The organism is Bifidobacterium biavatii DSM 23969, from assembly GCF_000741165.1.
Lineage (GTDB): Bacteria > Actinomycetota > Actinomycetes > Actinomycetales > Bifidobacteriaceae > Bifidobacterium > Bifidobacterium biavatii.
In genome coordinates this window covers 1-25,304 of record NZ_JGYN01000018.1, presented here as the reverse complement: position 1 = coordinate 25,304, position 25,304 = coordinate 1, and the positions used below count along the sequence as shown (strand labels likewise).

General features: G+C 62.3%; 32 protein-coding genes and 1 tRNA gene. 31 read left to right on the top strand and 2 right to left on the bottom strand.

Annotated features, from left to right (window positions below):
• Positions 1–203: 203 nt before the first annotated feature.
• The 4 genes from BBIA_RS06780 (at position 204) to BBIA_RS06765 (ending at position 2,257) form a co-directional block, all read left to right on the top strand.
• Positions 204–395 (top strand): hypothetical protein, encoded by a 192-nt coding sequence (locus BBIA_RS06780; RefSeq protein ID WP_033496293.1) that lies wholly within the window; start codon positions 204–206, stop codon positions 393–395.
• 103 nt (positions 396–498) lie between these two features.
• Positions 499–1,218 (top strand): hypothetical protein, encoded by a 720-nt coding sequence (locus BBIA_RS06775; protein ID WP_033496291.1) that lies wholly within the window; start codon positions 499–501, stop codon positions 1,216–1,218.
• A gap of 296 nt (positions 1,219–1,514) precedes the next feature.
• Complete coding sequence (locus tag BBIA_RS06770) at positions 1,515–2,048, top strand: PBECR4 domain-containing protein (protein WP_238548460.1); 534 nt, start codon at positions 1,515–1,517, stop codon at positions 2,046–2,048.
• 136 nt (positions 2,049–2,184) lie between these two features.
• Positions 2,185–2,257 (top strand) — tRNA-Gly (locus tag BBIA_RS06765).
• Between the two features lie 50 nt (positions 2,258–2,307).
• Here BBIA_RS06765 and BBIA_RS06760 read toward each other — a convergent pair.
• Both BBIA_RS06760 and BBIA_RS14225 read right to left on the bottom strand, forming a co-directional pair.
• Positions 2,308–2,520, bottom strand: a complete 213-nt coding sequence (locus tag BBIA_RS06760; protein WP_033496289.1) for a hypothetical protein — start codon at positions 2,518–2,520, stop codon at positions 2,308–2,310.
• Entirely contained in the window at positions 2,513–2,671 is a 159-nt protein-coding gene (locus BBIA_RS14225) for a hypothetical protein (protein WP_156103683.1), read from the bottom strand. The genes BBIA_RS06760 and BBIA_RS14225 overlap by 8 nt, the downstream gene beginning before the upstream one ends.
• A gap of 342 nt (positions 2,672–3,013) precedes the next feature.
• Here BBIA_RS14225 and BBIA_RS06755 point away from each other — a divergent pair, with 342 nt between their 5' ends.
• From BBIA_RS06755 to BBIA_RS06620, 27 genes are all read left to right on the top strand, one after another.
• Entirely contained in the window at positions 3,014–3,232 is a 219-nt protein-coding gene (locus BBIA_RS06755) for a hypothetical protein (RefSeq protein WP_033496287.1), read from the top strand.
• A 595-nt stretch (positions 3,233–3,827) separates the two neighbouring features.
• Positions 3,828–4,094: a hypothetical protein gene (locus tag BBIA_RS06745; RefSeq protein ID WP_238548459.1), complete on the top strand. Its 267-nt coding sequence runs from the start codon at positions 3,828–3,830 to the stop codon at positions 4,092–4,094.
• Positions 4,078–5,511, top strand: a complete 1,434-nt coding sequence (locus tag BBIA_RS06740; RefSeq protein WP_033496283.1) for a phage terminase large subunit — start codon at positions 4,078–4,080, stop codon at positions 5,509–5,511. Before BBIA_RS06745 ends, BBIA_RS06740 begins: the two co-directional genes overlap by 17 nt.
• Positions 5,511–7,013: a phage portal protein gene (locus tag BBIA_RS06735; RefSeq protein WP_033496281.1), complete on the top strand. Its 1,503-nt coding sequence runs from the start codon at positions 5,511–5,513 to the stop codon at positions 7,011–7,013. The genes BBIA_RS06740 and BBIA_RS06735 overlap by 1 nt, the downstream gene beginning before the upstream one ends.
• Positions 6,934–8,289: a VG15 protein gene (locus BBIA_RS06730; RefSeq protein WP_033496279.1), complete on the top strand. Its 1,356-nt coding sequence runs from the start codon at positions 6,934–6,936 to the stop codon at positions 8,287–8,289. The genes BBIA_RS06735 and BBIA_RS06730 overlap by 80 nt, the downstream gene beginning before the upstream one ends.
• 110 nt (positions 8,290–8,399) lie before the next feature.
• Entirely contained in the window at positions 8,400–9,020 is a 621-nt protein-coding gene (locus BBIA_RS06725) for a helicase (protein ID WP_238548458.1), read from the top strand.
• Positions 8,978–9,883, top strand: coding sequence for a phage major capsid protein (locus BBIA_RS06720; RefSeq protein WP_033496276.1), 906 nt, complete (start codon positions 8,978–8,980; stop codon positions 9,881–9,883). The genes BBIA_RS06725 and BBIA_RS06720 overlap by 43 nt, the downstream gene beginning before the upstream one ends.
• Positions 9,883–10,362: a head fiber protein gene (locus BBIA_RS14875; protein ID WP_051923867.1), complete on the top strand. Its 480-nt coding sequence runs from the start codon at positions 9,883–9,885 to the stop codon at positions 10,360–10,362. The genes BBIA_RS06720 and BBIA_RS14875 overlap by 1 nt, the downstream gene beginning before the upstream one ends.
• Positions 10,363–10,376: 14 nt before the next feature.
• Complete coding sequence (locus BBIA_RS06705; protein WP_051923866.1) at positions 10,377–10,862, top strand: Gp19/Gp15/Gp42 family protein; 486 nt, start codon at positions 10,377–10,379, stop codon at positions 10,860–10,862.
• The gene (locus BBIA_RS06700) at positions 10,859–11,197 is read left to right on the top strand and encodes a hypothetical protein (RefSeq protein ID WP_033496274.1); all 339 of its coding nucleotides are present in this window, start codon (positions 10,859–10,861) and stop codon (positions 11,195–11,197) included. Before BBIA_RS06705 ends, BBIA_RS06700 begins: the two co-directional genes overlap by 4 nt.
• 3 nt (positions 11,198–11,200) lie before the next feature.
• Positions 11,201–11,470, top strand: coding sequence for a hypothetical protein (locus tag BBIA_RS06695; RefSeq protein ID WP_033496272.1), 270 nt, complete (start codon positions 11,201–11,203; stop codon positions 11,468–11,470).
• A complete protein-coding gene (locus tag BBIA_RS06690; protein WP_033496270.1) occupies positions 11,463–11,822 on the top strand; it encodes a hypothetical protein in 360 nt (119 codons plus the stop codon). The genes BBIA_RS06695 and BBIA_RS06690 overlap by 8 nt, the downstream gene beginning before the upstream one ends.
• A gap of 33 nt (positions 11,823–11,855) precedes the next feature.
• Positions 11,856–12,437 (top strand): phage tail tube protein, encoded by a 582-nt coding sequence (locus tag BBIA_RS06685; RefSeq protein ID WP_033496268.1) that lies wholly within the window; start codon positions 11,856–11,858, stop codon positions 12,435–12,437.
• Positions 12,438–12,499: 62 nt separating this feature from the next.
• Positions 12,500–12,823: a hypothetical protein gene (locus BBIA_RS06680; RefSeq protein ID WP_033496266.1), complete on the top strand. Its 324-nt coding sequence runs from the start codon at positions 12,500–12,502 to the stop codon at positions 12,821–12,823.
• Between the two features lie 11 nt (positions 12,824–12,834).
• Positions 12,835–13,206, top strand: coding sequence for a DUF5361 domain-containing protein (locus BBIA_RS06675; protein WP_033496264.1), 372 nt, complete (start codon positions 12,835–12,837; stop codon positions 13,204–13,206).
• Positions 13,207–13,215: 9 nt separating this feature from the next.
• Positions 13,216–16,689, top strand: coding sequence for a tape measure protein (locus BBIA_RS06670; protein WP_033496262.1), 3,474 nt, complete (start codon positions 13,216–13,218; stop codon positions 16,687–16,689).
• Positions 16,690–16,692: 3 nt separating this feature from the next.
• Positions 16,693–17,475, top strand: coding sequence for a phage distal tail protein (locus tag BBIA_RS06665; protein WP_238548457.1), 783 nt, complete (start codon positions 16,693–16,695; stop codon positions 17,473–17,475).
• A gap of 12 nt (positions 17,476–17,487) precedes the next feature.
• On the top strand, positions 17,488–20,334 hold the full coding sequence (locus BBIA_RS13350; RefSeq protein WP_051923865.1) for a phage tail spike protein: 2,847 nt from the start codon (positions 17,488–17,490) through the stop codon (positions 20,332–20,334).
• A 38-nt stretch (positions 20,335–20,372) separates the two neighbouring features.
• The gene (locus BBIA_RS06655; RefSeq protein WP_035138179.1) at positions 20,373–20,654 is read left to right on the top strand and encodes a hypothetical protein; all 282 of its coding nucleotides are present in this window, start codon (positions 20,373–20,375) and stop codon (positions 20,652–20,654) included.
• 2 nt (positions 20,655–20,656) lie between these two features.
• The gene (locus tag BBIA_RS14220; RefSeq protein ID WP_156103682.1) at positions 20,657–20,824 is read left to right on the top strand and encodes a hypothetical protein; all 168 of its coding nucleotides are present in this window, start codon (positions 20,657–20,659) and stop codon (positions 20,822–20,824) included.
• Positions 20,808–22,061 (top strand): BppU family phage baseplate upper protein, encoded by a 1,254-nt coding sequence (locus BBIA_RS13345; protein ID WP_051923864.1) that lies wholly within the window; start codon positions 20,808–20,810, stop codon positions 22,059–22,061. The genes BBIA_RS14220 and BBIA_RS13345 overlap by 17 nt, the downstream gene beginning before the upstream one ends.
• A gap of 144 nt (positions 22,062–22,205) precedes the next feature.
• Positions 22,206–22,790: a hypothetical protein gene (locus tag BBIA_RS06645; protein WP_033496620.1), complete on the top strand. Its 585-nt coding sequence runs from the start codon at positions 22,206–22,208 to the stop codon at positions 22,788–22,790.
• Positions 22,787–23,248, top strand: a complete 462-nt coding sequence (locus tag BBIA_RS06640; RefSeq protein WP_033496618.1) for a hypothetical protein — start codon at positions 22,787–22,789, stop codon at positions 23,246–23,248. Before BBIA_RS06645 ends, BBIA_RS06640 begins: the two co-directional genes overlap by 4 nt.
• A 28-nt stretch (positions 23,249–23,276) precedes the next feature.
• A complete protein-coding gene (locus BBIA_RS06635) occupies positions 23,277–23,762 on the top strand; it encodes a hypothetical protein (RefSeq protein ID WP_033496616.1) in 486 nt (161 codons plus the stop codon).
• A gap of 60 nt (positions 23,763–23,822) precedes the next feature.
• Positions 23,823–24,275, top strand: a complete 453-nt coding sequence (locus tag BBIA_RS06630) for a hypothetical protein (RefSeq protein WP_033496615.1) — start codon at positions 23,823–23,825, stop codon at positions 24,273–24,275.
• 21 nt (positions 24,276–24,296) lie between these two features.
• Positions 24,297–24,614: a hypothetical protein gene (locus tag BBIA_RS14420; RefSeq protein ID WP_033496613.1), complete on the top strand. Its 318-nt coding sequence runs from the start codon at positions 24,297–24,299 to the stop codon at positions 24,612–24,614.
• 80 nt (positions 24,615–24,694) lie between these two features.
• On the top strand, positions 24,695–25,304 hold a 610-nt coding region (locus tag BBIA_RS06620; RefSeq protein WP_035138177.1), incomplete at its 3' end, for a GH25 family lysozyme.

Here is a 25,304-nt window from a genome sequence, read left to right as displayed (position 1 = left end):
GCCGGATTTTACATTAGTGCGCTCGCCGGCTGCACGGAAGGCACATACGAGGATCCCTACATTGTGGGGAATATGGACAACGACTATTCATGGTCGTACGTCAAACTCCCCGACGGACGACGTGTTCCCTGCATCACCGGCAACTCTGGCGCCATCACCTGCGACTGGGCACACGCCGACGGCGCAGACCAGGAGCGGACACAATGAGCATCAACGCGAAACTACGCGACATGATCCTCGACTGGAACCGCAAGGGCATCAGCGTCACCGACACCGCACACGCACTCAAACCCTACGGGATCACCCAAGCCGAAATCATCGACGTGATCAAAGCCGGACACCCCACCAAACCAGACCCCAAATACGGGCCCGAATTCATCGAACCCCTATTCTAACCACACACAACCACACGCAACAAAAAAAAAAACGGCTCCCCGCGCTCGCCGGCTCAGGAAGCCCTTACCCAACACTAACTATAGTCGACGGGAGCGGGGAGCCATGCCACAATCCACCAGCCAGCAGCATTTCCACGACAACCTCACAGCCATCAAGCACAGCTACCAGCCATTGTGCCTGATCGCCGCACGCAAGGCCAACGTCATGGCCCGCTCGCAAGGCCACGGCACGCGCTCCGTCGCGCCCATCCCACTCAACCTCGGCGCATGGCAGCTCGCCCAGGACATACGCACGCTCACCATCAGCATGGCACGCGCCGCCGGCCTGCACTACGGCAACCACATGGACGTCGAGGACCTGCTCACGGGTATCATCGCCAACCTGCCGCGCCTGCTCGCCCGCCCGGACGCACCAACCATCATGGCGCTCACCGATCAGGCCGCCATCCGTCTGGACCGGATACTCAACCCGCCGCCGGACACGAAAATGATCGGCTGGTGTCCCCAGTGCGGAATGGAACTGCGCTGCGACCCGCTCGAACTCGCATCCGGATACAAAGCCTGCGGCTCGTGCTGCAAGGAATCCCGGATCAAGGACGTGCATCGCTCCAGCATGGCGCGGCTCGCGGTCGGCGGTGCACAGGGTACCCCGGCCGAAATCAGTCGGCTCCTCGCTCCATGGGGCATCGACGTGAAACGCAACACCATCACGCAATGGGCCAAACGCGGACGAATCACACCGGTCGCCCACTGCGACGACGGGCCGGTCTATCTCGTATGGGACGTGTGGCAAGTGTTGAACAGTCACACGACGAACGGCTAGCATGTGGTATGCTCATGGTGAGCTTGAACGCCCGGACCTGCCTAGACCGCGGGGCGGGGCTTCGGGTTCGAGACAATGGAATCGGCTGTCGCAGGCGTCTGCGGCGCATTCGTGAGCGCCGCCGCGAGAGCAGGACGTCACCGCCCACTGGCAGGGCCAGACGGCTAGACCGGCCGATGCCACAACCCGCCCCTCTTAGGGCTAGTCATGCAGAAGACTGTAAAAAGACGGTTCCGTTGTCTCGGAGGGGCATCTCGGTCGGATGCCCCTCTTTTTATGACTTCAGGGAGCGGGACGTGAACATCACCAAAGCCAAGATCGACATGCTGGCCGCGGCACGCAAGGCCGCTCCGGCATATTCCCGTCTCGTCGGCATGACCACCACGTTCATATGCTCCGACGGATTCACACTCCCAGTGCGTTGGCAGGCATCCAATTTCGCCCACTTGTGCGGCCTCGACTACTACACCGACGCCTCCCGCACACGCCGCTACCCATACGCCAAGTTCTACGAGCACCTGATCGCCGGCAGAAGAATCTCGGAACGTCAAGTCGCGCCCAACGGAGACGTCCGATGGCTGCCGGAAAAAATGAAGATGCTCGCTGGAGCCATGGAGGTGGACAAGGCGGACGCGGTAGTCGAATCCGGCAACAGCCGCATCATGTTCTACACGGGAACCGATGTCTGGTGCATCGGCATCGGATACGATCACAAGAACGGCTACTACTTCCCACAGTCACTCGTCCGCAAATCATACGAGAAAGCGATGAAGCCGGGCAGCACGGCGCACCCGGTCGATCACGTGGAGTTCGATGCCACAGTTGTATGACTGACTGTCACCGATATTTGACAAACGGCTTCTGTCACCGTATACATAGCTACAGTGGTCATTTCCATGCGAACATGGTGGATGACCTTGATTCACACGGCCCCGCGCTGCAGCGACAATCGACAGGGCCACCCTCGCATCAGTAGCTCAGCGGCTAGAGCACACGCTTCCCAAGCGCCCCAGCGCCAGTTCGAATCCGGCCTGATGCTCAAACAAGAAGCGGCGCCCGCGATGATTCTCGTGGGCGCCGCTCGTGTATTCACTCGCCGGTCTTGGGATGTTTGCGTGGTCGGCCTCCGCCGACGCCCCGGCCGGGACGGTTGCGGTTCCACTCGTCGATCGTCTCGACGGACCAGCCGCGGGTCTTGCCGATCATCACGTCCGGTTCGGGCAGCTTGTACGCGCTGACCGCCGACTTGACGATGCCGAGGCGTTCGGCCACATCGGTGACACCGAGGTAATGCTCAGTCATCATGGCCTCCGAACAGGCCGAGCGTAAGGCAGTCGATGCCCGCGGCGATGGCGAACAGGGCCGTGATCCACGGAGCGAAACCGGCGAACGCGCACGCCGCTGCGGCGGCGGACGAGGCGAGTCCGGCGATGGCGGTGAGTTTGCGTTTCATGGTGATTTGCGGGATGCTGGAGGTACAGAGGGATTCTGGGCGGCACCAACGCTCGGAACCCCTCTTTCTGTTACCTCCTATGCTTCGGCTTGTGGCTGCTGTGGTGCTCCTCGCGATGCTCGATCAGATGGAGAACGAATTCTCCGAGACTGATGGCCATTGAGATGGCGCCGGTTATTGCGCCAATCCAGTCGAGGTGCATCCCGCTTCCTCCTTTCACTCTTGAATTGTGATTGCCGGTCTTCCTTGCCGACATATCTATAATACCTCAGTTCATATAGATATGCAAGCCGAGGACACACGACACGCCCGCACATTCCAACAATCACAAGGCGGTGACACATGACGTATCTCATACAGGGACCGACGCTCACGCTGAAGCTCATCGGCGGAAACGCCCCCGGGGCCATCGGTGAAATAGGCCCCCTCCCCGTACCCATCAGCGTCGACCCGGACGGCTATATCACCGTGGACGAACTCAGGCCCACGCTCGAGGCGAGCTGCGCCGCGTTCTACGACACATGGATGAAACTGTGCGGAGAGGCGGTCGACCATACGTAATCCACGCTACGCCAACGGGTCCAAGCGCCGGCACGAACGACAACGCTGGCAACACATGGACGCAGACTGCTACATCTGCTTCCGCCCGATCGACTACACACTGCGCGCGCCGGACCCATACAGCTTCGTCGTAGACGAGACAGTCCCGCTCAAACACGGCGGCACACTCACCCACGACAACAGCGGCCCCGCACACAGATGGTGCAACGCAGTCAAAGGCACCCACTCACTCGCCTGGGCACGCACACGCGTCGCACAACTCATCGCACATGGACAGGCACCCGCACGCGACACGAACATCAACACGACACGCATACGCGCAAGCGCGTGGTTCGACACGAACACACGATGACGACACTCGCCCACACGCCCGCACACACGAGACACAGACACACGTGACACGGACACACACTCACCCACACGCGCGCCCGTGTCCCGATCGCGTGCGCGCCCGCCCGCGCGCCCGCGCCCGTGGGGGGGCGCCCACGCCCCCGTGGCCGACCGGCGACCACGGGCCAAGCGCCTTTTTACCCCCGGTCGTTTTTTCACACTGAATAGGTGATTTGACATGGTGTCAAGAACATCGAAATCGGCAGTGGCGAAGCCTACTGCGAAGTCCCGTCGCATCAGTAATGCCGCGTCTTCCGGCGATCGTCGTCGATTGCTGGTCGCGTTGCGCAACATGATAGCCGAACAGCTCGATCAGGGTGTGACTAGTCCACGCGACCTCGCCGCCTTGACGAAGCGTATCGCCGATCTGGGGGCCGAGATCGAGACGATCGACAAGGCGAGACGCGAACACGATCCGGCCGTACAGGCTCTTGACACGGAAGACGAGCGAATGGATGACTCAGAGGATTGACGGGGCCAGCAAGCAGGTATTGCCCGATGGATTGTATTCGACGTGCGAGCCGAGTCTGAACGCGCTCGCCAAAGCTGCGGGCGACGGGTTTGACTCGTGGCAGCGGCAGATTAACCGGATCGCCTTGTGCATGGGCGCGGACGGCATGTGGTCGGCGCGCAACGTGGTCATGTCGATTCCCCGTCAGACGGGCAAGACGTACGACGTGGGGTGGATTGCGATTCACCGTGCGGCGCGCAATCCCGGCACGCGCATCGTGTGGACCGCGCAGCATTTCAGCGTGATCAAGGACACGTTCGAGTCGATGTGCGCGATCGTTCTGCGCCCGGAGATGACGAGTCTGGTGGATCCGAACCACGGCATCAGCTTGGCAGCCGGCAAGGAGGAGATACGCTTCCGCAACGGCAGCCGCATCTTCTTCCGCGCCCGTGAACGCGGCGCACTGCGCGGCATCAAGAAGATCGCCCTGCTGGTGATCGACGAGGCGCAGCACTTGTCCGATTCGGCGATGGCGTCGATGCTGCCAACCCAGAACCGGGCGTGGAACCCGCAGACGATCTACATGGGCACGCCGCCCGGCCCCCGGGATAATGGCGAGGCGTTTACCCGAATGCGCGACAAGGCGCGCAATGGGCGTAGCCACAGTACCTTGTACGTCGAGTTCGCGGCCGAACGCGGCTGTGACCCGCTCGACCGGGACCAGTGGAGGAAAGCCAACCCGTCCTATCCGTCGCATACGAGCGACGAGTCGATCGTGAACCTGTGGGAGAACCTGTCGGCGGATGATTTTCGCCGTGAAGCCCTGGGCATTTGGGATGAGCATTCCACCAGTCGCGCCATCGACATGAAGCAGTGGGAGGATACGACCGTCTCCAAGATGCGTCCTGACGGGATCCGTAGTTTTGGGCTCGACATGAACCCGACCCGTACTCGTCTGACCATCGGCGCGTGCATGAGGTACGAGGATGGTACCGCGCACATCGAGATCGCTGAATACCGGGACACGAACCGGGACGGCACCATGTGGGCCGTGCATCTGATCGACCGTGTCTGGGATCAGACCGCCAGCGTCGTCATCGACGGCCAGTCCCCTGCCGCAGCATTGCTGCCCGATTTCGCTGAGGCTGGCGTCAAGGTCACCGTTACCGGAGCGACCGACATGGGCCGCGCCTGCGGTCGATTCCAGGACATGCTGCGAGACAACACCCTCACTCACTTGGGCGAGGACGGCCAGCAGCCCCTATGGGATGCGGTCAGGAAAGCGACCAGCCGGCCCATCGGCAAAAGCGGCATGATCGGCTGGAATCGTCCCGACGACGACACCGACATCAGCCCGCTCAACGCCGTCACCCTCGCCCTGCACGGCGCGATGACCACTAAACGAGACCCGACCCGAGAACAGAAAGCGTGGTACTGATGAGCGAAGACCTCGTGACCGCCCGCAGTCAAATCGGCTGGCTCGCTGTCGAAAGCGCCCACATTGGCCGCATCCAAGGCGTCGCGGACGACGACCAGCCCGTCATCCAGGAACTCCTCAAGGCATGGCGCAACCATTACGCGCGCAACACAATCCGCACCGGCTACTACCTCGCCCACTACCACTACAAGGGCGTCGCCTATAGTATCCCGCCCGCCATGAAAACCATGGCCCGCCCTATGATCGGCTGGCCCAACAAGGCCGTTCGCGCGCTCGCCGATTTGTCGGTGTTCGAGGGGGTGGACGCGCCGGACGCTCTGCAGGATCAAGTCGACGCGCTAGTTGCGGACACGATGCTGGACGTGAAGGTCAGTCAGGCGATCGTGTCGGCGTACACGCACGGCTGCAGTTTCCTGACCGTCTCCGCCGACGAGGGACGCACAGTCATCACGCCGCGCGCCGCCGACTGGAGCAGCGCCCTGTGGGATTGGCGCAACAATCGGATCGGCGCCGCCCTGACCATGCGCGACAAGGACAGGGACGGGCGTATTACCGGGTTCGACGTGTGGCTGCCCGGAAAGGTGTACTTATGTTCGAAGACCGACGGCGGTGGTTGGACGGCTGCCACGGTTCCGACCGGGTTTGACCGGCCGACCGTGGTGCCGTTGATCAGCGACCAGCAGTTGTACCGCCCATTCGGCTCCAGTCGCATCACCCGCTCGCTGATGGCGCTCACCGATTTCGGTCTGCGCACTCTGGTGCGTATGGAAGCCACGGCCGAGTTTTATGCGGCTCCCCGTATCTGGTTTTTGGGCGCGGACAAGTCGCAGGTCAGTCCCGACACGTGGGGTTCGATCGTCAGCGTCATCAATGGCGTGCCGGCTAGTCGCAGCGGTGACAAGCCTGATCTGCGCCAGTTGACGCAAGCCTCGATGCAACCGCATTCGGACATGCTCAAGACGATCGCACTCATGGTCAGCTCCGAAACGGACATTCCCGTCAACGACCTGGGCATCACGATGGACAATCCCGCGTCCGCCGAAGCGATGGCCGAAGCGGAACGCAAACTGTCCCGCACCGCGGACCGGCAGAACAAGCGCTTTTCGCAGAGTATCCGTGAAACGCTCGCGCTCGCGCTGCTCAACGATGGCGCCGACGAGGCGGACGTGCGCCAGTTGCGCCCATTGTGGGCGCCGACCAAGGAGGCCAGCGACGCGGCCCGCGCCGACTGGTACGCGAAGGTCGCCGGCGTCAACCCCCTGTTCGCGGACAGTGATGTGGGTCTGTCTCGTGCCGGTTTGACGTGGGATGAGATCAGGTCGCATCGCTCGTACGAGCGGCAGGAACGTTCCCGTCAGGCTGTCGACGAGCTGAGGGCCAAGCTCACGCTCGCCAAGGATAATGCTCAGGAGGAGACGGCGGATGGACAGCACGCAGACGAATCTGCCGTTGGACAGTCTCAGCCCGCAGCAGCGGCAAACGTTCCAAACCCACTTGAATGACCTATGGGACGACTATCAGGACACGCTCGCCAATCTAACCCTCGAGGCCAAGCAGTTGGCGGCGGGCGTGGCCTGGGACAATTTCGAGGATCCTCTGTACGCGCTGCGCCGCGAAGTGTTCGAGGAGTACGCGCGTCGCGCCGGTCAGGCCGCGAACGACTACTATGACGCGGTGCGGTCCGCATGGGCCGAGGCGTCCGGAGTGAAACTCCCTAACTACAAGCAGTCGCAGGTGAGCGCCGATCGTGCGTTCTGGCAGATCATGGGCGGCTACAACGACACCGACTTCAACGGTTTGACGTTCACGCAGGTGGTCAACCATCAGAGCCATGCGGGCATGACGATGGACGATCTGTGGGCGCTCAAGACCGACGGGTACGGCGAGGACGAGTGGATGAACCTCGCCGCGGACATCGTCGGTGTCACGGCCCGTTTGACCAGCCGGTTCAACATGGAATCGGACGAGTCCCATCCCCGCTACGCCCGAGTGCCGGTCGGCCCGACCTGCGCGTTCTGCATCCTCATGGCCTCCCGCGGCTTCGTCTACTGGAGCGAGGAATCCGCAGGCGGCTGGGGCAACCGGTATCACAAGAACGACGACTGCCGGATCGTCTGCTCATGGGGTGAAACCCAGCTCAAGGGCTACGACCCCGACGGCATGAGGGAACGCTACCTGCAAACCCGGCAGACGATCGAAGGCACGCTCAACCGGTCCACGTACGCCCAATACGTCGCACAAATGAAAGCCAAGGGCAAGACGGACACGGAGATCGACGACTACGACCTGTGGAAGACACACCGCATCACGCAGGAAATGTCGAAACGAGACCGGCAGTGGCTGTACGACGGGACGGTGCCGACACCGGTCATGCAAAGCTCCCGCGCAGAAGCCGAACTCAAACCACACGAACGCAAAACGCTCGACGCGCTCAGCGCGGCCGGATTCGCCGTGACCGTGCGGGAACGCAGCGACCAGCAGGGCGTCAAGACATCCGACGCGGTGATCAACGGCCACGACGTCGATTTCAAGGCTCCCACCGGAGACACCAGCAACAGCGTCGACCAGCTCCTGCGCTCCGCCGCCAGACAAGGCAGCGCCGCCGTACTCCACCTGCAACAAGGCCGCACGGACATGACCGTGAATCAATGCCTGGACTACATTCGCAGGGCACTGCAACGACGAAAACTCGACTACGTGATGCTCATCGACTACGACGACAAGATCACCCGCATCGACCGAGACACGAAAACGGCTTCTCACTCCCAGAGCCAATAACGGGTTCGAGGTAGAGAAGCCAAGACATTCACAGTCTATCAGATTTTCAGCCATCCGCACGAATGGCTTTTTTAATGCCCGGAAAGGGCCCAACCATAAGGAGATCAGCCATGTTCCACCAGCATTGGCCCCATCACATCCGTTTCATCGACGCCCCGCCGGAAGGCGGCGCCAATACTCCGGCGGATCCCGAACAGAACGTTCAGGACGAGCCGGAAGGCGCTGACGTCGACTGGCAGGCCAAATACCGGGAAGCGATCGCGCATTCGCGCGACTGGGAGAAGAAGGCCAAGGCCAACAAGAGCGCCGCCGACGAGCTGGAACAGCTCAAGGCGTCGCAGATGAGCGAGGCCGAGAAAACCGCCCAGCACATGCAGGAGCTCGAAGCAAAGGTCGCCGCCTACGAGGCCGAGAAGCAGCAGGCGGAATGGAAACGCGACGTGGCCGCCAAGACCGGCATCCCGGCCGAAGCGTTGAAGGGCAGCACGCTCGAGGAAATCCAGGCGCACGCCGAAACCCTCAAGCAGATCTTCAAGCCCGCGCCGAAGCTGCCGAACGTGCCCGACCCGGCCAAGCATCCCGAAGGCAAGACCGCCGACGAACGCGCCAAGGCATACGTGCGCTCCCTGTTCGGCGAAGCGACTGACCTCCCCACCCATCACAAACCACATCACAGTAAGGAACCATCATGGTGCTTTCCACCGATAAGGTGCTGCTGCCGAAGGAAGTAGCCACCGTCATCACCAAACGAGCCAAGGACACGTCCACCATCGCCGCGCTCTCCCCGTCGGAACCGCAGCTGTTCCTCGACAAGGAGTACATGGTCTTCACCGGCAACTCCGAAGCCGAGGTCATCGCCGAAGGCGAGCAGAAGGGCAGCTACGAGGAAACCCTCGCCCCGGTCGTGGGCAAGCGCTTCAAGGTGCAGACCACCACCCGCGTCAGCAACGAACTGCAGTGGGCCGACGAGGACGCCAAGCTCGAGATCATCAGCAAGATCCAGGACGATCAGGCCGCGGCCATGGGCCGTGTCCTCGACTACGTGATCTACCACGCGTTCGACCCGAAGAAGAAGGCTGCGCTCACCGGCTTCGACGCGCTCGCCGCGAACGCGGTGCAGGTCACCGCCACGGACAACCGCGTCGACGACATCGACGCGCTCGCCGAGCAGGTGAACGACGAGTACGACATCAACGGCATCGCGATGAGTAAGACCATGGCGAACGAGCTGCGCAAGATCCGCGTGCCGTCCACGGGCCAGCGTTTCTACCCGGAGATCCCGCTCAACCTGCAGGTCGGCAATCTCGACGGTATTCCGGCGGCTACGTCCGGTACGGTCAACGGCCGTCTGATCACGCCGGTGACCGGCATCCTCGCGTTCCTCGGTGATTTCCGTCTCATCAAGTGGGGCATGGTCCGCGACATTTGGAGCGAGATCATCGAATACGGCGATCCGGACAACACCGGCAAGGATTTGAAGGGCGTCAACCAGATCGCCTACCGCACTGAGGCCGTGTACTCGTACGCGATCCTCGACCCGAAGGGCATCGCCGTACTCAAGGCCCCGACCACCACGACCAAGGCGGGTAAGTGATGGCCGCGCCGCTCACCCAGACGCTTGTAGTGCAGGAAGACACGGAGACCGTTGACGGCGGTCTGGTCATTCCGGTGCGTCTGGTCAAGCCGGATGGCACGCCGTTCGGCGGTGGCACGGGCACGGTGACGGTCGCATGGGCCGACATCACTGGCAAGCCGGCCACGTTCCCCGCGTCCGCAGCCTCCATCGCCGACGCCACCAGAATCGGCACAGCCTTATTGACGGCAGCGAACGCAGCCTCCGCTCGCACCGCGATCGGCGCGGGCACGCCGTACACGCTGCCCGCAGCCGGCACGGCGATCGGCGGCGTGAAAAAGGGCGCAGCGGTCGCGGCCGTCACAGTAGCCGATCCGGCTGCCGCGGCGGCGGCTCCGACCAAGGCGGAGTACGACGCACTGTTGGCGCTCGCGAAGGCGAACAAGGTTGCGATCAACGGGCTGATCGCCTCGCTCAAGGCCGCCGGCACGATCGCCTAACCCGGGAGGTCTCGATGACGGACGGATACCCTTTGCCGCCGGTCAGTCTGGAAACGGGCCTGCCGGCGGCCGATGAGACGACCACGCCGGGCGAGCCGGACGTTGATCCGGGCATGCAGGTGGAACCGGATCCCGACCAGCCGTTCGCCACGACGGAAGATCTCGAGGCCCGCTGGCATGCGCTCACCGAGGAGGAACGGGTCAGGGCGGAGGCGTTGCTTGACGACGCGTCCGATCTGATCCGCTCCACGTGCCCGAGGTGGGAGCAGGCCAGTGACGCCACGTTGAAGCGCATCACCTGCATGGTCGTCAAACGCGCCATGCAGGCCGGCCCCGATCTGGACGGCGTGACCCAGGCCACGCAGACCGCGGGCAGTTACAGCGAAAGCCGCAGCTACTCGAATCCCGCCGGAGACCTGTACCTCAAGGCGGACGAAAAAGAAGCATTGGGCGGCAGCGGCACGTCATGGTCGTACGACATGGCGGGAGGTTCAACGTGAAAGGCGAAACCGTCACCGTCACCACCAGACCACGGGAAACCGTGGACGACGACGGCAACGTCTCGATCATCGAGGATCCGCCGGAACAGGTTGATGACGTACTCGTAGCGGACGCGACCAACGAGAACCTGACCGACTCGACACGCCCCGACGGCATCCACATAGCCAAAACATTGTGCTTCCCCCGCGCATGGCCCTACCGGAGCCTGCGCGGCGCGACCGTCACCATCAACGATCACGACTACGCGGTCATCGGCGACCCCGCCCCCTACACGGGCGGCATCACCCCAACCCGGTGGAACCTGACCGTCCAAGTCGCCGACACGGAAGGATAACGCATGGCCAACCGAGTCAAGCTCAACTACAAGGGCTTCAAGGCGATACGCCAATCCGCACCCGTCATGCACAAGGTCACCCTTGCAGCCAAAGGCGTCGCCGACCGAGCCAACATGCTCAAATCCTCCCCCAGAGCCCAATACGGGTACGCGGTCGCTCAAACCACGTCGAAGGGTTCCATCGCGCTCGCATCCACCAAGGGCAGCGCTGCGGCGAAGCGTGACAACGCGAAGCACAATACGTTGCTCAAGGCGGTGATCCCGGATGGCTGACCCGGAACAGGTGGTATGCCAATGGCTCGCCGACGACCCCAACCTCGCCGACTGGCACGTCTCTTTGGACGTGCCGGCCAAACGGCCGGACAGGCTCATCACCGTGGAACGCACCGGCGGCGACGAGACACGGTTCGTCGCACACGCCATGCTCGCAATCCAAATATGGGCCCCCACCCGCAACGAAGCCATGGACACGGCACGACAGATCGTCCTGCCCCGCCTGCACGACGTCAACCAGCTCGACGAAGCCGGCGCATTGAGCGTCAACTCCGTGTACAACTTCCCCGACCCCGGTCCTCCCATGCGACCCCGCTGCCAGATCGTCGCACAAATCACCACGGAAACCTAATCCATAATCACCCACCCACGAAAGGCACACATCATGGCCAACAGCAAGAAAAACGTCGCCCTCGGCAAACCCAAAGCCAGCGGCTGCTTCTACACCGCTCCAGCCGGCACCGCCCTGCCAGCCGACGCGACCACCGCGCTCGACAAGGCATTCCAAACCGTCGGCTACATCAGCGAAGACGGCGTCACCAACGCCACCGACACCGAAAACGCCGAAATCAAGGAAATGGGCGGCGGCATCGTCCTCAAGGAAATCAGCGGCTACGGCGAAACATTCCAATTCGTCATGCTCGAAACCAACCCAGTCGCGCTCGCCGTCCGTTACGGCACCGACAACGTGACCAGCACCGGAGACAACATCACCGTCAAGCACGGCATGCCCGACGGCGAATCCCGCGTCGGCGTGTTCGAGATCATGCTCGGCCGCAACCGTGTCAAGCGCATCGTCGTGCCGGACTACACCAACGCGGAGTTCGGCGACACGGTCTACTCGGCCGGCGAGGCGGTCGGATACGAAGTCACCCTCGCTGCGAACCCGAGCGACCTGATCGGCGGCAAGACCTGCGTCGAATACATCGCCACCGTCACCACCAGCGGCACCACCACCGGCAAGTAACCACACATTCCATCAGGGCCGTCCATCAGTGACGGCCCTGCTTATTTTGACGAGGGAGTCTCATGCCCACCAAACCGCAAGACCACAAGCCGCCCAAGAATACCGTCCGCACGATCACCGTCATGGGTGTCGACCTGACCATCGACCCGGCCGTGCTCGAGGACTACGACATGGTCGAATACCTGTACGACATCCAAGCCGCCGCCGACGGCGAGGAAAACGGAATGGGCGTCCTGTCGATCGTCCCGTTCCTGCGCAAACTGTGCGGCCCCGCATACCCGGCCATGAAACGGGCGTTGACCGACCCGCAGACCAAACGCATCGAACTAGACAAAATCACCGAGTTCATCACCCAGGTCATGGAGGAACTCAACCCAAACTCCTGACGCTCGTGGTCATGCTCGCCAAGGACCAGGGCGCGTTGACCGCTGATTTCCAACGGTATTACGGGCTCGACCTTGACCGGCTCGGCCATGAGCTCACCATCCATCGCGCCGCGGCGCTTGCAGCGAACCTGCCGCAGGAAGCCCGCGTCTGGGCCAAGCTCGACCCGCGTCTGGCATGGACCGACGCCCAGTATCTGCTCGCCGACATTCGCGACTCGCTGGACTTCCTCGCATGGGCGAAAACCAAGGCCGCATCCAAGACAGGAGCCCGATGGAAGGACCGCACGCCCCGGCCCGGCGACCACATGCCGTCCGCAACCCCCAAGGCCCCGTCGATGGACGTCGACGAACTGGAAGCGTTCCTCGCACTCCCCCGACAGTAAGGAGACACCATGGCTTCGGCTGTATCCATCGCAACCGCCTACGTGCAGATCGTGCCCAGCATGCAGGGCGTGGGCAATGCGATCACCAAGGCGTTCGGCGGCGCCGGCACGGCTGGCGGCAAGGTCGCCGGCAAGGGGTTCGCGTCCGCATTGGGCGCGCAGGGCGGGATCATCGGCGCGGCCAGCGCGATCACGTCCAAGGCCATGGACGTGATCGGCGGCAGCATCGGCGCGGCGGTCGACCGCGCCGATCAGATGCGCAACTTCCCGCTCGTCATGAAGAACCTGGGCTATTCCAGCAAGGACGCGGCCAAGTCCGTGCAGAAGGCCAGCGACGCGGTCGACGGCCTGCCGACCACGCTGCCAAGCCTGACCGGCATGGTGCAGGCCCTCGCCCCGCTGACCAGCAACCTCGACGAGGCGACCGACATCAGCATCGCGTTCAACAACGCACTCCTGGCCGGTGGCAAGAGCACGGTCATGCAGGCCAACGCGATGGAGCAGTACACGCAGATGCTGTCCGTCGGCAAGGTCGATCTGACCGCGTGGAAGTCGATTCAGATGGCCATGCCTGGTCAGATGAACCAGCTCGCCCAGTCCCTGCTCGGCGCAGGCAAGAACGGCATGGACCTGTACAACGCCATGAAGGAAGGCGAGGTCACGTTCGGTGACTTCCAGAACGCGATCGTCAAACTCAACAAGCACGGTGCCAAGGGGTTCGCGTCGTTCGAGCAGCAGGCGAAGGACGCGACGCAGGGCATCTCGACTGCGTTCGCGAACACGAAGAACCGTGTCGCCAAGGCCATCCAGACCGTCATCGAGGCGATTGGCGTGCCCACGATCTCGAACACGATCAACGCGGTCACCAGCAAGTTCGGGCTCATCGGTCAGGGCGTCGCCAACATGGTCACCGGTGCGAAAAACTGGTTGAAGCAGTTGTGGCAGGCGTTGCAGGACAACGGCGCCACGCAGTCGTTCCAGGCGGCGTGGGACAAGATCAGGGACATCATCTCCAAGATCGCGAACATGGCCGTCGACTGGACGCATCTCGTCCCGCCGGGCACGATCGCCGGCGCCATCAAACTCGTCGCCGACGCACTCAACTTGTTCCTCCAGTATGGAGGCCCGCTCATCCCCATCATCGTCCGCCTCGGTGCAGCATTCGCTATCTATAAAGGTCTCACCGGCATATTTACCGCAGTCGCCGGCGGCCTCGGCACCTTCGCTACGGCCATTGCCGGCGTTAAAAACGCGATTCTGCTCGTCATGGATCTCGGTGGGCCGGCAGCCGCGCTCAAAGAATTCACTATCGAGATAAAGCTCGCAACAGCGGCGCAGAATTTGTGGAACAATGCCATCAGCGTTGTGAGAGGCATAAAAGGCCTGCTCGTAGGCACCTTCAGCATCATCAGCTCGACAATCAGCGGTCTTACCGCACAACTGTGGGCAAACGTCACCGCACTGGCCAAGAATGCCGCCGCGTGGACGGTGCAGAAAGCTGCCCTGGTCGGCAGCAAGGCCGCACTGGTCGGGCAGAAGGTTGCCCTGGTCGGCAGCAAGGCCGCACTGGTCGGGCAGAAGGTTGCCACGCTCGCCGTAGCCGCCGCTCAGCGAGTGTTGAACGCGGTGATGAGCGCGAACCCGTTCGTGAAAGCCGCCATCATAATCGCAGCCCTCACCCCGCTGCTGGTCGCGTTCTTCACGAAAACGGAGCTTGGCCGGAAGATCTGGTCAGGGTTCATTAACTGGGCGAAGGCCGCATGGCAGGGGCTTAAGGAGTTCTTCTCGAACCTGTGGACTGGGATCACCGACACGTTCTCGAAGGCCGCTCAGGGTGTGAAGACCGGCTGGAGCAATATCGCAGGCTGGTTCAAGGACCTGTGGGGAGGCATCAAGGGCGCCGCATCCAGTGCGGCCGACGGGATGAAAGCCGGCTGGAATACGGTGTCCGGCTGGTTCCGGGGCGTGTGGGCCGACATGGGCAATATCGTTTCGAACGCATTGGGCAGTATCCAGACCGCAGTCGCGAACGTGTGGACCGTGATCGGCGCGTTGATCCTGCGTCCCCTGCAGCTCGTGCGCGACGGCATCAATGCCGCGTTCGTGTGGATCACGAGTTCGGTCGCGTCGATGATCGCGAACACGAGTGGTCCGGTGCAGGCCGCGCTCATGGTGTTCTACAACAATCTCGTCATGGCGTGGACGCTTATCCAGGGCGTGGTCAATACGGCCGTGAATCTGGTGCGCACCGTGATCGTCGCGGTCCTGCAACTCATTCAGGGCGACTGGCAGGGCGCTTGGACGACGGTCAGCTCGTTCTTCTCGGACACGTGGAACGGGATCGTCTCGTTCTTCGCGCCGATCGTCGAGAGCATCAAGACCACGATCGGCAACATGCTCACCGCGGTCGGGAACGCCTGGCAGACGGGTTGGAACGCGGTCAAGACGTTCGCGCAGACCATATGGGACGGGATCAAGAGTCTCGTGTCCACGGCGGTCAACGCGGTCAAGACCACGGTCACGAACGTGGTCAACCAGATCAAAACCACATGGACGACCATCTGGACCGCGGTCAAGAACTTCGTCACACCGATCTGGGACGCGATCAAGAAGACCGTGTCGGATGCGATCAACAACGCGAAGACCACGATCAGCGACAAGCTCAACGCGATCAAATCCACGTGGGAAAACATTTGGAACGGCGTCAAATCGTTCGTCTCGGACATCTGGGACAAGGTCAAGAAGCTCGTGTCCGATGGGATCAACAATGCGAAAACGAACCTGTCGAACACGCTGGGCCAGATCAAGTCCACGTGGGAGAACAATTGGAACGGTGTCAAGACGTCCCTGTCGCGTATCTGGGACGGCATCAAGCAGGCCGTGAGCGACGGGATCAAGAACGTCAGCGACACGGTCGGCAAGATCAAGACGACCGTGCTCAACGTCGTGTCCGGTGCCGGAAGCTGGCTGTACGACACCGGCCGGCAGATCATCAGCGGCCTGATCGAGGGCATCGGAGGGGCGATGAGCTGGCTCAAGAACACGATCTCGAATCTCGGCTCCAGCGTATTGAACTGGGCCAAGGACGTGCTCGGCATCCACTCCCCGTCCCGAGTGTTCCGCGAACAGGTCGGAAAGCAGATCTCGCTCGGCATGGCCGAAGGCATCGACAAGTACGCTTCGACCGCCGCGCGCAGTGTCAACGCGCTGACCGACATGGTTCCGGACGTTGATCTGACGGCCCGATGGACCACGCCGGACGGCCTGTCGCCGACCATGAGCGTCACGAACCGGAGCGTGTTCACACCCGATCTCGCCGACGCGACGGGCTCGGACCGGCAGGACATCATCGACGCGATCACCACCGCCCTGTCGGACGGTGTCGCCCTACGGCTCAACGACCGGGGCGGCGAGGTTCTCGCCGGCACGCTCGCCCGTCCCATGAACTACGAGCTGAACCGGCTCGCCAGCAAAGGAAGGTGACCCATGATCCTCTCCCAGCGTCGCATGACCATGCCCACGGTCGACGGGCTCGCCATCAACGGCATGCCAGTCGAGAAGATGATGCTCGCCGTCGACGAGACGGGCGTGAGCGTCGGCGAGGCCACGCCCGCCACGTCCTATCAGCAGATGGCGGGCTTGTCCGGCATGATCGACCTGACGTTGGAGGACGACACGGGAGCCGCGTACCTGTCGAACCGTGAAATCACGATCGGCTTGTACACGCTCGGCGACGAGGACGACATCGTCGCGGCGAAAATACGGCTCGCTGCGCTCAACGGGCGGCGCACGACCATCACGTGGCGTACGCTGCCCGGCGTCTATCAGGGCCGGTTCAGCGTCGGCGCATGGCAGGACATCTGGGCCGGCCGCCGGCTTATCGCTTCCAAGGTCACCGTCAAGCTCGACGCTGACCCGTGCTTGTACGGGCCGGTACGCACTGTCAAGCTCGCCAAGGGCGTCAACAACGTGTATGTGAAGGGCAATCGCCCCTGCTGGCCGACCATGAGCTTGACGCCGGACGGGTCGAAGACCGTGAGCGTCAAGGACGCGTACGGTCGGGAGCTTTCGGTCACGGCGATCTCCGGCACGCTGAGCGGATCCATCGCGATCAGTTCGGATCCGCTTGACCGGTGGATCCGGCTCAACGGACAACTCCGCGCGCCCACGCTCGACAGTGATTATTTCCCGCTGCGGCCCGGACTCAACAAGATCACCGTGGCCGGAGCATCCGGCACGATCAGTCACACGCCGCTCACCCTCATCTAAGGAGGCATCCCGATGCGATTCCGGCTCTTGGACCGGTGGGGTAATCCGCTCGGCGACTTGGAGAACGTGATCCGCGCCGACCGCACCCAATCCGTCGACGGGACCGACACGCTCGACATCACCACCACCAGCACCATCAACAAGGACGAGCGCATCCTCATCCAGGACGGCATGGGCCGGTGGCTCGAATACATTTGCACCAGCAGCGACGTGTCCCGCTCCGAAGGCAACCCCGCCATCACGACCGCCTACTGCTCCAACAGCATCATCGAACTGTCCCGCTCCTACATCGCCAAAACACGCAACCGGGACTCCAACTCAGTCGGCTGCGCCACCAACGCGCTCGACGGCACCCGGTGGAAGGTCGGCCGGGTCGAACAGGGTTCGCTCCTGCACATCGCCAACATCAGCATGTTCCGCATGAGCTCTTTGGAGGCGTTGCAGGAAACCTGCAAAACGTTCGGACTCGAAATCGAAACCCAAATCGAACTCAGTCAGGACGGCAGCACCGTCGCCACGCGCACCGTCAACCTGTACAACCAGCGCGGCCGCACTGTCACCACGAAACGCTTCGAATACGGCAAGGACCTGACCAAGGTCACGCGCACCGTCGACGCGGACGACGTGGTCACCCGCCTCTACGGTTGGGGCAAGGGCATCGAGAAAACCGACGAGAACGGGGACACGACCGGCGGTTACAGTCGCAAGATCACGTTCGCCGACATCAACGACGGCAAGGAATACGTCGAGGACGACAGCCTGATCGCCCAGTGGGGCATCGTCGGACCCGACGGGACGAAACAGCACGCCGTCGGACAAATCCAATTCGCCGACTGCGAGCATCCCGAAGAACTCCTGCGCCTGACCAAGGAAGCGTTTAAGACACGCTCCCAGCCGGTCCTCTCCTACACGGCCGACGTGATCGCCCTCGCCAAAGCCGGATACGACGTGGAAGGCACCGATCTGGGCGACAGCGTGCAGATCGTCGACACGACGTTCACGCCCGCCCTGCGCGTCGAGGGACGCGTCACCAAGATCGAGGAAGACCTCGTCGGCGGCGTGGCGGACATGAAGCTCACGCTCGGCAACATCACTTCGTCGTTCACGCAACGCCAAGCGGCGCAGGAGCAGGCGCTCGACAAAATGATCGCCAACAGCAGTACGTGGGACGACGCGGCCACCGGCACCGAAAACTACATGCACGATCTCATCGACCGTGTCAACGAAATACTCAACGAGAACGGCGGCTACACGTACCTCGTGCCAGGCCAGGGCATCTACGTGTACGACAAGCCACGCGACCAGAACCCGACGCAGGTCATCCAGATCGGCGGCGGCTACTGGCGTATCGCCTCATCGAAGAAAGCGAACGGCGACTGGGACTTCCGAAACCTCGCGTCCGGCAAAGGCATCTTCGCCAACGTGCTCTTCACCGGCAGGATCTCCGACGCCGCCGGCCGCAACTGGTGGGACCTCGACACCGGCGAATTCCGCCTCTCCTCCACCACGCAGCTCGACGCTGGTACGCTCGCCGATCTCGCGTCCAAGGATTACGCGGCGAACCTGCAAACGGAGGCGAAGAACTGGGCGAAGGAGTACGCGAACCAGGTCGGTGCGGATACGCTCGGCAGCGCGAAGGCCGACGCCACGCAGAAAGCCGGCCAAGCGCTCACGGATGCTAAGGCTGATGCGACGAGCAAGGCGGAACAAGCCCTGTCTGATGCGAAGGCGAACGCGGCGGCCGGTGATAAGTCCACGTGGGATAGTGCGCAGAAGGACGCGACCGCGAAAGCCGATCAGGCCGAAGCGAACGCGAACAAGCATTCCGATGAGAACGATGCGAAGACCCTCACGTCGTCCAAATCGTATTCCGACACGGTCGCGGAGAAAACCTTGGCCGCGGCGAAAGCGTTCGCGACGGACCAGTCGAAGTCGCAGGTCGACACGCTCGAAAAGGAACTGACCCAGACTTATATCTTCAACAAACTGACGAACAACGGTCAGGCGCAGGGCATCGCCCTGGCCGGCGGTCTCCTGTACATCAACGCGACCTACATCGACACCGGCATTATCAAGGGCGGTAAATCCTACTGGAATCTCGACACGGGCAAACTGTACCTGGAAGACGGCGAGTTCATCTCCGCCACCATTACCGGTAGCACGTTGAACGGTGACGTGATCAACGGTGCGACGGTCAACACGCCGAAAATCGTGGGCGCGTCCGAGGGCTCCACGTTCATCAGCAATGACGGGAACTCGTGGCTCAAATTCGGTCAGTTCACGTCAATCCGAAACGAGATCGGTAGTGGCCAGGCGTTTGGCCTGCAGGTCAAGAGCTCGGATGCTGCGCTGCAGCTCGCGAAGAGCTATCTACAGTTGCTTGTCGATTCGGGTTCCACGTCGAGTCGTGTCGATCTGAGCCCGAGTAAGAGCGCGTTGGTGTACAACAACAGTCACGTGCAGGTCAGTAGTGATGCGATCCGCTTGTTCCTGGACGCGGACTCGTACATTACCATCGCGCAGAACCAGATCACGTTCCAGTCTGGCAGCGGCAACATGTACCTCGACAACAACGGCCTGCACGCCTCTATCGCCGGGCTCGACGTCACTATGCCTAAGAGCGGCGTGTACTCGGGTAACACGAACGGGTACGGGGAGATCCGTTTTGCGCACGGATGCGGGTACACGCCGACGGTCGTGGTCAGCATGTCCTACACGAACACCGACGCCGGCATTCATTTCCATCCCGTGGTCCAATCCGTCGACTCGACGTACTGCATGGTGCGATTCGTCCGCAACGATAAGGACGCGTGGGTGTCCGACGTGCAGAAGGTCAGCGTGCAGTGGATCGCCTACTAACCCCCAATCAAACCCCCATCAGAGAAAGGAACACCATCATGGCAGACAATGACAATACCGTGCTCGACCTGCGGCCCGAGGCCGACACGATCAAAGGCCACCTGTTGCGTCTCGGCCTGCGCTGGGAGTACACGGACCGGGACGAAACGGAAACATGGGCGGACAGTGACAAAATGCTGCGCGCCGTGTTCGCTACCAAATCCCCCGCCTCGGTCGCGTTCACCGATCTGAAGGCCAACACCGTGCGCACGATTCCTGCTGCGGATCTCGCTACTATTACCGAGATTCGCACGTCCACCAGCGATCCGATCGGAGCATAACCATGGGCATCGAACCGTTGAAGGTCATCGACCGGCTCAAGGGCATGATCGCGGACCAGTCGTTACGTATCGCGATGCTGGAAGCGCAGGTCGAGCAGTTGCAGGCCGCTCAGGCGTCACCGTCTGAGTCGGAGGCTGATGCGGAGGCGGCGGATGGCGAGTCTCGATGATTACCGCACGATCGACCTGACGCTCGACAGCGCGAACGACTGGCTACCCAGTATCCGGTTGAACGCTGGCGACGAACAAGGCCGGAAGCTGCGCGTAGCGGTCACCGACCAGGGCGTGCCCATACCCGCGACCGGGCTCACCGCGTCACTCCAGTACAATCTCAATCCCGGTCAGGATCTGGGTTTCGAGGAACCCATGACCGCGGTTTCGGGAGCGGACACGGCCACGTTCGAAGTCCCAGTGCCGCGCCGCGCACTGTCGAAAGTCGGCCGTGTGGCAATGGGCGTGCGCATCGCCAAAGGCAACACGGCCGTGATGACGCGCACGTTCGACGCGCTCGTGGAACGCGCAGTCTACGACCCGTCATCCCCGGACGCATCGGATAAGCTCGACGATATCCGCGAGGCGATCGACGATCTGAACACGAGCATCGACCGAGCCAACAAACTCGCCGCCAGCGTGCAAATCACGATCGGCACCGTCACCACCCTCGACCCCGCCGCCAAAGCCACGGCCACGCTCACGAGCGGCTGGCCGAAAACCCTGAACCTCGGCCTGCCCAAGGGACACGACGGTGCGAACGCCGACGCGAACGGCGGCATGGTCATCCAGGACACGACCCCGGACAAGCCCGTCCGCGGTCAGATCTGGATGAAGACTAACGAGTCGAACACACAGATCATCGACATCCAACGCTACGACGGATCCAAGTGGGTGCCATACGTGGTCAACACGGACCGCAGGCAGGTATTCAGCGTGCCCGTCGGCGACAAGGGCCGCGCATGGTTCGACCGACGCGGATACGAGGTCGACTGTTGGGTCACGTTCGAACCCTTTACCACCGCATCGATCAGCTCCGCCCCGTTGGACCGGTTGCTCGCCCCGCAGATGCCGGGCGTGTTCCCGACCGTGACCGTCGGCCCGGCGCTCAGCGTGCCGGTCGGTGTGTCGATGCCTGCATTGGACGCGACCGCGGTCGGCCCGCAAATGATGCTCCAAATCGCCGACAAGCTGGTACTTACCCGTGTCGACTCGAAGACGGCGATGCCCGCTTTGGCGAGCGGACGCCTGTACTACATGCACCTGCACTATCGGGCCACGAACGAAATGACCGAAAGCAAACCGGTGTATTTCACCCAGCTCACCGCTGCCTCGACGTCGGTGCTCACGGACATGTACACGTTCGCCACCGGCCCCGAAAACAATAGCCCGAGCGTGCTCTACATCATGGATTGAAAGGAGCCCTCTCATGGATGAACCGGATCCCTATTACGATGCGCCGACCGACCATATCCATCCGATCGCCACAGGGTGGGAAGGCGAGCCGAACAACAGCAGGAGCTTCATGCTCTACTACGAGGACTGAAAGGAGAGCCAACCGTGGATATTGAGAATCTTGTGACCGATCCGCATGGCGTCATAGTGAACACGTGGACGGGCAAGGCTAACGCGGCACCGTGGAGAGCCGACGCGCGAGGTTTGGCGGTGGAACGCGTCAAAGACGGCGGGGAGGCGTACATGGAATCCCCGCTCATGCCCGTCAAGGCGGGCGTGACCTACGTGTTCGCCGGCGACATCAGCGCGGCCGGTGACTCGACCACCGGCAGCGGCGGCGTGTTCCGCCCGATCTGGCGCGACCAGGAAGGCAACGCCGTGTCAGACGACAATCCCAATGCGGGCGGCGCGAGCCTGAAACCGAACCGCCGTGCGATCGGCGAAGTGACCGCTCCCGCGGGAGCCACGCAAATGACCCTGCGCATCCACGCTCCCCTCACCACCGGAAAGGCCTACATTATGAACCGTATCCTCGTCATGAGCAAACCCGAATACGAGCAACTGCAAAAACTCGGATTCGACTACATGGACTTCACGCTCTGTCCCCTGACCCATAATGGGGGGGGGGAATGTAGACCCCAGGGTCATGCTCGCCGCCTTGCTCGCGCTCAGTGGGTGGTGGCGGCATGACCAGGATCGTGAACATGTCTCAGGATCCCGCCTGCCTGTCCAATCACAGCGTGTATCAGGGCACGGCCACGCAACAGTCGAACGGTTTGTGGAAGTACGAGCAGAAGACGCCAACAACTACATGGTCCACGTTCCTGCAAATGGACAAGTCAGCGAAACAACTGCTTGCAACCACGCCTATGGTGATTTACGTCGAGTTCGAGAAATCAGCCGCAACGTCGATCGGCATTTACAACGGCGGATCGCAGATTCTGAACGAGTCGACACGGGCCGCGTTCCTCGTCGACCAGAAATGGGCGACTGCACCGGACGGGCCGGTACTCTCACTGAACGGTCCGGCCGACACCGTGTGGGTGATTCCCCACGCGCACGCCGTGTTCACGCAAGCCGACTGGCAGGCATGGCAAGCCGGCCACTGGCCCGTACCCAACAGCACGGGACAACGCCTCTTCCTCTAACCGCCCTCCTCGGATTGGGGGTGGCGTGATGCTGCGGCACAACTATTTCCCTAATCCGGCGGGCCTGTCGTCCCGTATGCAGCCGAGCGAGTTGATCGACTGCACGTTCCGCGACTGGAACGCACCAGGCGTGACCGGGTTCGCGTTGACCTCGTCCACTGAGTACGGCAGTTACGCCGCATGGGACCTGACCCAACTGCCCGCCGGCAGCAGTCTCGCACTGCTCGCTAAAGTCGGCAGCGCGGCCGCCGAGGACAAGTATCGCGGTGCGATCCTCGAAACTCGTGACAGCAGCGGCACAATCCTCGCGCAAAGCGAGACATGGGCCAGTAACAAGCTCCTGCGCGTCGCGTTTACCGTCCCCGCGAACGGGAAAATCACCGTGGTTTTCCGCGGCAGGCAGGGAGTGAACGTGGTCACCGCGTTCTACAACACACGCATCACCGAAACCAGTGAGGACGAGAGTTTCTTCAACTCAACCGACCAGGTCCTCGTCTTCGGGGGGGGGGCTTAGCCTCCACCTGATTCGCGTGGCCCACTTCCTATTGAACAGACACAATTGGGGGCTGGTCGCATGAGGATCGAGAATCTCTGCCCGTGGACGGACTGCAAGACCAATCGCGTGGAATGGCACGCGTCCTCAATGCAGGACCCGTCGACCGGCTTGTGGACGTACTCGCCCACCGAGTCGAACGACTCCTGCACGGTCGCGTTATTCTCCCCCGGTACGGGTCTGACGCTCGGCGACTACGTGGCCGTCGTGGAAGCTGACACGCTCGAAAATGCGTACATTTCGGTCAGCAACGGCAGCACGGTCAACTACACCGAACTGTCCCGCACCACCAACCGGCTCGTCACCCGAGTGAAACGCGACTACGAGTCCAACATCCTCCTATGGATCAAAGGCGCGAACAGTCACGTCACGCCCGCACGCGCAGCCCTGTACACGCTCGGCGACTGGAACGCACTGCAAAAACTCGGACGCACCATCATCACAAGCACGGACTACGCCCTATTCAAACAGTAGAAAGGAAAGAAGGCCTATGACATGACGGAGACGCTACCCGTGTGGGCGGTGATCCTGACCGCCGTGATCGGGTCGGGAGCCACCGGCACGTTCACCGCGTGGATCCTGCGACGGTTCGAGAAACCCAGCGCGTTAGAACGCGCGATGCGCCTGATCCTGTTCCTTCGATTGGAGGAAATCAACGACCAGCAGGTCGAGGACGGGCACGTATGCCCCATCCACGTCAAAGAGCGCGCGGAACAGATCTACTCGGCCTACCACGATCTGGGAGGCAACGGGCTCGGCACCGCCATGATCGAGGACATCAGGGACGCGCACATCAAACCCGACCCACAATAATCCAACCCAACCTACCGAGGCCCGAATGCAACTGCGTTCGGGCCTTTCCCATGCCCGCAACCGGGCGGAAAGGAGCACGCATGGCGTTAAACGGCATCGACATCGCCAGCTGGCAGGCCGGCATCGATCTCGCCCGAGTGCCGTGTGATTTCGTCATCGTCAAAGCGACCGAGGGCACCGGCTACGTGAGCCCGACATGGAACGCACAAATCAACGACGCGGCAAGAGCCGGCAAGCTGCTCGGCGCATACCATTACGCTCGCGGCGGCACCGCCACGACGGAAGCCAATCATTTCCTCGCAACGTTCAACCCGTGGCGAGGCAAAGCCATCCCCGTGCTCGACTGGGAGTCCGGGGACAACACGGCGTGGGGCGACGGCACATGGGTGCGAGCATGGGTGGAACGAGTCCACAAACGCACCGGCGTCTGGCCGCTCGTCTACGTGCAATCATCCGCGATCAATCAGATACCCGAGGACGTGCGGAAAAACTGCGGTCTGTGGGTCGCCCAATACCCGGACTACAAGCCCACCGGCTACCAGTCGACCCCATGGAACGAGGGAACCTACAGCTGCGCCATGCGCCAGTACACGAGCAGCGGACGACTCGACGGTTGGAACGGCAACCTCGATCTGAACAAGTTCTACGGCGACCGCTCCACATGGCAACGTTACGCCACCGGCGGTAAAA